This window comes from Microbacterium sp. H6 (genome assembly GCF_003314775.1).
GTDB classification, from domain to species: Bacteria; Actinomycetota; Actinomycetes; order Actinomycetales; family Microbacteriaceae; genus Microbacterium; species Microbacterium oxydans.
In genome coordinates this window covers 408-3,988 of the sequence record NZ_QOAY01000162.1, presented here as the reverse complement: position 1 = coordinate 3,988, position 3,581 = coordinate 408, and the positions used below count along the sequence as shown (strand labels likewise).

At 70.1% G+C, this 3,581-nt stretch carries 4 protein-coding genes; 2 read left to right on the top strand and 2 right to left on the bottom strand.

All coding sequences use genetic code 11. The features are described 5' to 3' along the window. Together DSP71_RS10225 and DSP71_RS10220 are read left to right on the top strand one after the other, a co-directional pair. Positions 1 to 784 (top strand): NAD(P)/FAD-dependent oxidoreductase (locus tag DSP71_RS10225; RefSeq protein WP_147251285.1); only part of this gene is annotated, 784 nt, incomplete at its 5' end. A 44-nt stretch (positions 785 to 828) separates the two neighbouring features. Beyond that, a complete protein-coding gene (locus DSP71_RS10220; protein WP_113681029.1) occupies positions 829 to 1,872 on the top strand; it encodes an ATP-dependent DNA ligase in 1,044 nt (347 codons plus the stop codon). A 53-nt stretch (positions 1,873 to 1,925) separates the two neighbouring features. Here DSP71_RS10220 and ligD read toward each other — a convergent pair whose 3' ends face one another. Together ligD and DSP71_RS10210 are read right to left on the bottom strand one after the other, a co-directional pair. Next, complete coding sequence (gene ligD, locus DSP71_RS10215) at positions 1,926 to 2,999, bottom strand: non-homologous end-joining DNA ligase (protein WP_113681028.1); 1,074 nt, start codon at positions 2,997 to 2,999, stop codon at positions 1,926 to 1,928. 86 nt (positions 3,000 to 3,085) lie between these two features. Next, the coding region (locus DSP71_RS10210) for an SseB family protein (protein ID WP_181800718.1) at positions 3,086 to 3,581 on the bottom strand (496 nt) is incomplete at its 5' end.

The window sequence follows — 3,581 nt, the reverse complement described above, 5'->3', positions numbered from 1 at the left end:
CGCCGACCTCGAACACCACGGCGGCACCATCGAGGTGAGCACCCCCGTCTCCGATCTCGCGACGCTGGACTGGGGCGACCCGCAGCGCGGCGACCTGCTGCTGCTCAACACCTCGCCGCGACTCGCACTCACGCACCCCGACGTCCCCGCAGGCTACGCCCGCTCCGTCCGTTCCTATCGCTACGGCCCGGGTGCCGCGAAGGTCGACTTCGCCCTCGACGGCCCGGTTCCGTGGACGAACCCCGACGTCGCCGGCGCACCCACCGTGCACCTGGGGGGCACCCGCGCGGAGGTCTGGGCGAGTGAGAACGCCGTCGCCGCAGGCCACGTGAGCGATCGCCCCTACGTGCTCGCCGTGCAGCCCTCTGTCCTCGACGACTCCCGTGCTCCCGCCGGGAAGGCCGTGTTCTGGGCCTACATCCACGTCCCTCCGGGCTCCGACCTCGACCCCACAGAGCTCATCACCGCGCAGGTGGAGCGCTACGCCCCGGGTTTCCGCGACCTGATCCTGGCGCACCACGCGGTGCCGGCGTCGTCGCGGGAGGCGATCAACCCGACCGAGATCGGCGGCGACATCTCCGGCGGAGTGTTCGACATCCGCCAGGCGCTGCGTCGCCCGGTGCTCTCCCCCGCCCCGTGGCGCACCCCGATGCACGGCGTGTATCTGGCCTCCGCCTCGACGCCCCCCGGTCCGTCCGTGAACGGGATGGCCGGTTGGCACGCCGCTCGCACCGCGCTGCGGGATGCGGGAGAACTCGCGGCGCTCTCCGACCTGTTCGGCTGACCGCCCCTCTTCCCTCGCCGATCACGCGCAGCCAGGATGGGAGCATGCGCTACGACATCCCCGCGCCGATGCTCGCCAAAGCGGTGCCCGCGGTGCCCGACCCCGCGAAGACTCCGGGTGGGCTGCTGTACGAACCGAAGTGGGACGGCTTCCGCGGACTCATCGCGTGGGACGGCGAGACGGTGGAGATCGGCTCGCGGGGCGCCAAACCGCTGACCCGCTACTTCCCCGAACTGGTCGATGCGATCCCCCAGCTGCTGCCTGAACCGTGTCTGCTCGACGGGGAGATCGTCGTCGCCACCGGTCCGCACGGATCGCAGCGACTGGACTGGGAGGCGCTGAGCCAGCGCATCCATCCCGCCGCCTCGCGCGTGGCGAAGCTTGCCGTCGAGACACCGGCGATGTTCATCGCCTTCGATCTGCTCGCCGCCGGCGAGGACGATCTGCTCACCGAGTCGTTCGAGACCAGAAGAGCGCGCCTCGAGACGCTCCTGGAGACCGTCGAGCACCCGCTGCACCTCACCCGCGCGACCCGCGATCGCGAAGCCGCGGTGCGCTGGCTGGCCGAGTTCGAGGGAGCCGGACTCGACGGCGTCGTGGCGAAACCGCTCGATCAGCCCTACGCACCCGGCAAGCGCACGCTCTTCAAGATCAAGCACGCCCGCACAGCCGACGTGGTCGCGCTCGGCTACCGCGTCCACAAGTCCGGCTCGGGCGTCGGCTCCCTCCTGGTCGGGCTGTACGACGAGGACGGGACCCTTCGCCAGGTCGGCGGTGTGGCGGCGTGGAGCGATGCCCGTCGGCAAGAACTCGTCGAGGAGCTCGCCCCGCTGGTCGAGCGCGATGAGGCGGGCGAAGCCGTGACCGCGGAGGGCGAGCGATCGCGGTTCAGCGGATCGAAGGATGTCTCGTTCGTGCGGTTGCGTCCTGAGCGCGTGCTCGAGGTGCGATACGACCAGCTCGAAGGCGCTCGCTTCCGTCACACCGTGCAGTTCGAGCGCTGGCGGCCCGATCGCGATGCCCGCTCGTGCACCTACGAGCAGCTGGAGACCGTCGCGGGCTACGACCTCGCAGACGTCCTGAGCTGAAAAGCGCTAGCTGAAACCGTCGTGCGCTGAGATCCCCGACTCGACGGCGGGGGTCAGCCCTTCTCGGCCGGGGTGCCGTCGTCGTCCCAGTTCGCCGCGACCTTCTTGCTCGGCTGCACCCGCGGGGGCTCGCCGGGCATCTTCGGGAACTCCGGCGGGAAGGGCAGCTCGCCCAGCCCGTTCTCCTTGTCGCGCTCCCACCACTCCAGCAGCGTGTCGATGCGTCCTGGGCCGTCCTGCAGCGTCGCCCACGGATCGCCGATGTCATCGAGGCGCTTCGGAATGCTCCGGACGGTGAACGCCGTCGGGTCGAGGCCGTCGAGTTCCTCCCACGCCACCGGTGTCGAGACGGTCGCTCCCGGCAGGGCACGCGGGCTGTAGGCGCCCGCCATCGTGCGGTCGCGGTTGGCCTGGTTGAAGTCGACGAAGATGCGCTCGCCCCGCTCCTCCTTCCACCAGTTCGTCGTGACCTGCTCGGGCATCCGCCGCTCGAGCTCGCGTCCGGCGGCGATCACCGCGTGACGCACATCCAGGAACTCGTGAGTCGGTTCGATCGGCGCGAACACGTGCAGCCCGCGGTTGCCGCTCGTCTTGGCGAAGGCCTCGAGTCCGGCCTCGCGGAGCACCTCGCGCAGCGTGTGGGCGGCTGTCACGGCGTCTGCGAAGTCGGTGCCCGGCTGCGGGTCGAGGTCGATGCGCAGTTCGACGGGATCGTCGGGGTCGGTGGCGAGCGATGCCCACGGGTGGAACACGATCGTGTTCATCTGGACCGCCCAGACGATCGCGCTGGCGCGGTTCAGGACGATCTGCGGGTGTCGACGCCCGCTGTTGTAGGTGACGGTCACGGCATCGACGAAATCCGGCGTCCCCTTGGGCGGGTTCTTCGAGAAGAAGCCCTCCGCTCTGGCCCCTCCGGAGGGGCCGATACCGTCACGGAACCGTTCCAGCGACACCGGGCGGTTGCCGTTGGCGGCCAGGAAAGGGCCGGCGACCAGCTGCACGTACTCGGCCAGTTCCGCCTTGGTGATGCCGAGGTCGGGCCATATCACGCGATTCGGGCTGGAGAGCGCGACCTCGCGCTCTCCGTCGAGGTCGGCGACGGTCAGGGTCACGCGTTCTGAGGCCATGTTCCGACCCTAGGGTGCAGCGAGGACGGACGGAACCCCGCTCGCTCCGCAGCGCGCAGGGTCCGGATCAGGTCAGCAGATCTGGGTCAGTCGCCGAGGTCGACGGCGAGGACCAGGACCGGCGTGAGCGCATCCCGTTCGACGACGATGGAGGGACCGGCCGAGTCGACGATCACCCCGGCTATGTCGGCGTGACTGGTGAGCACCTTCGCGAGCTGCTCGGGTGCGAACGGGAGCGGTCGGTCGCCGCGGCCGAGGGCGATGACCTCGAGCGGGTGCGAGAAGAGCTGCAGGAATCGGCGTCCGTCCGTCGTCTGGGCTTCGGCGATGCCGACGGGGCCGCCGCCGGAACCGTCGTTGACGGCGACCCACATCCGCGTGGTCGCGAGTGCCTCCCCGACCTTGACGGCCGAGTCCTGCTCGCGAGGGGCTGCGAGGATGCTCTTCACCGTCATGTCGACGTCGGCCTGCTCGAGAGTCTTCTGCAGGAGCTCGGTCGGGAAGACCACGCGGTGCGGAGCCGAGGCGTTGTCGACGATGAGGCCGGCGAAGTCACCGGACACGACCTGCTGCAGCACCGAG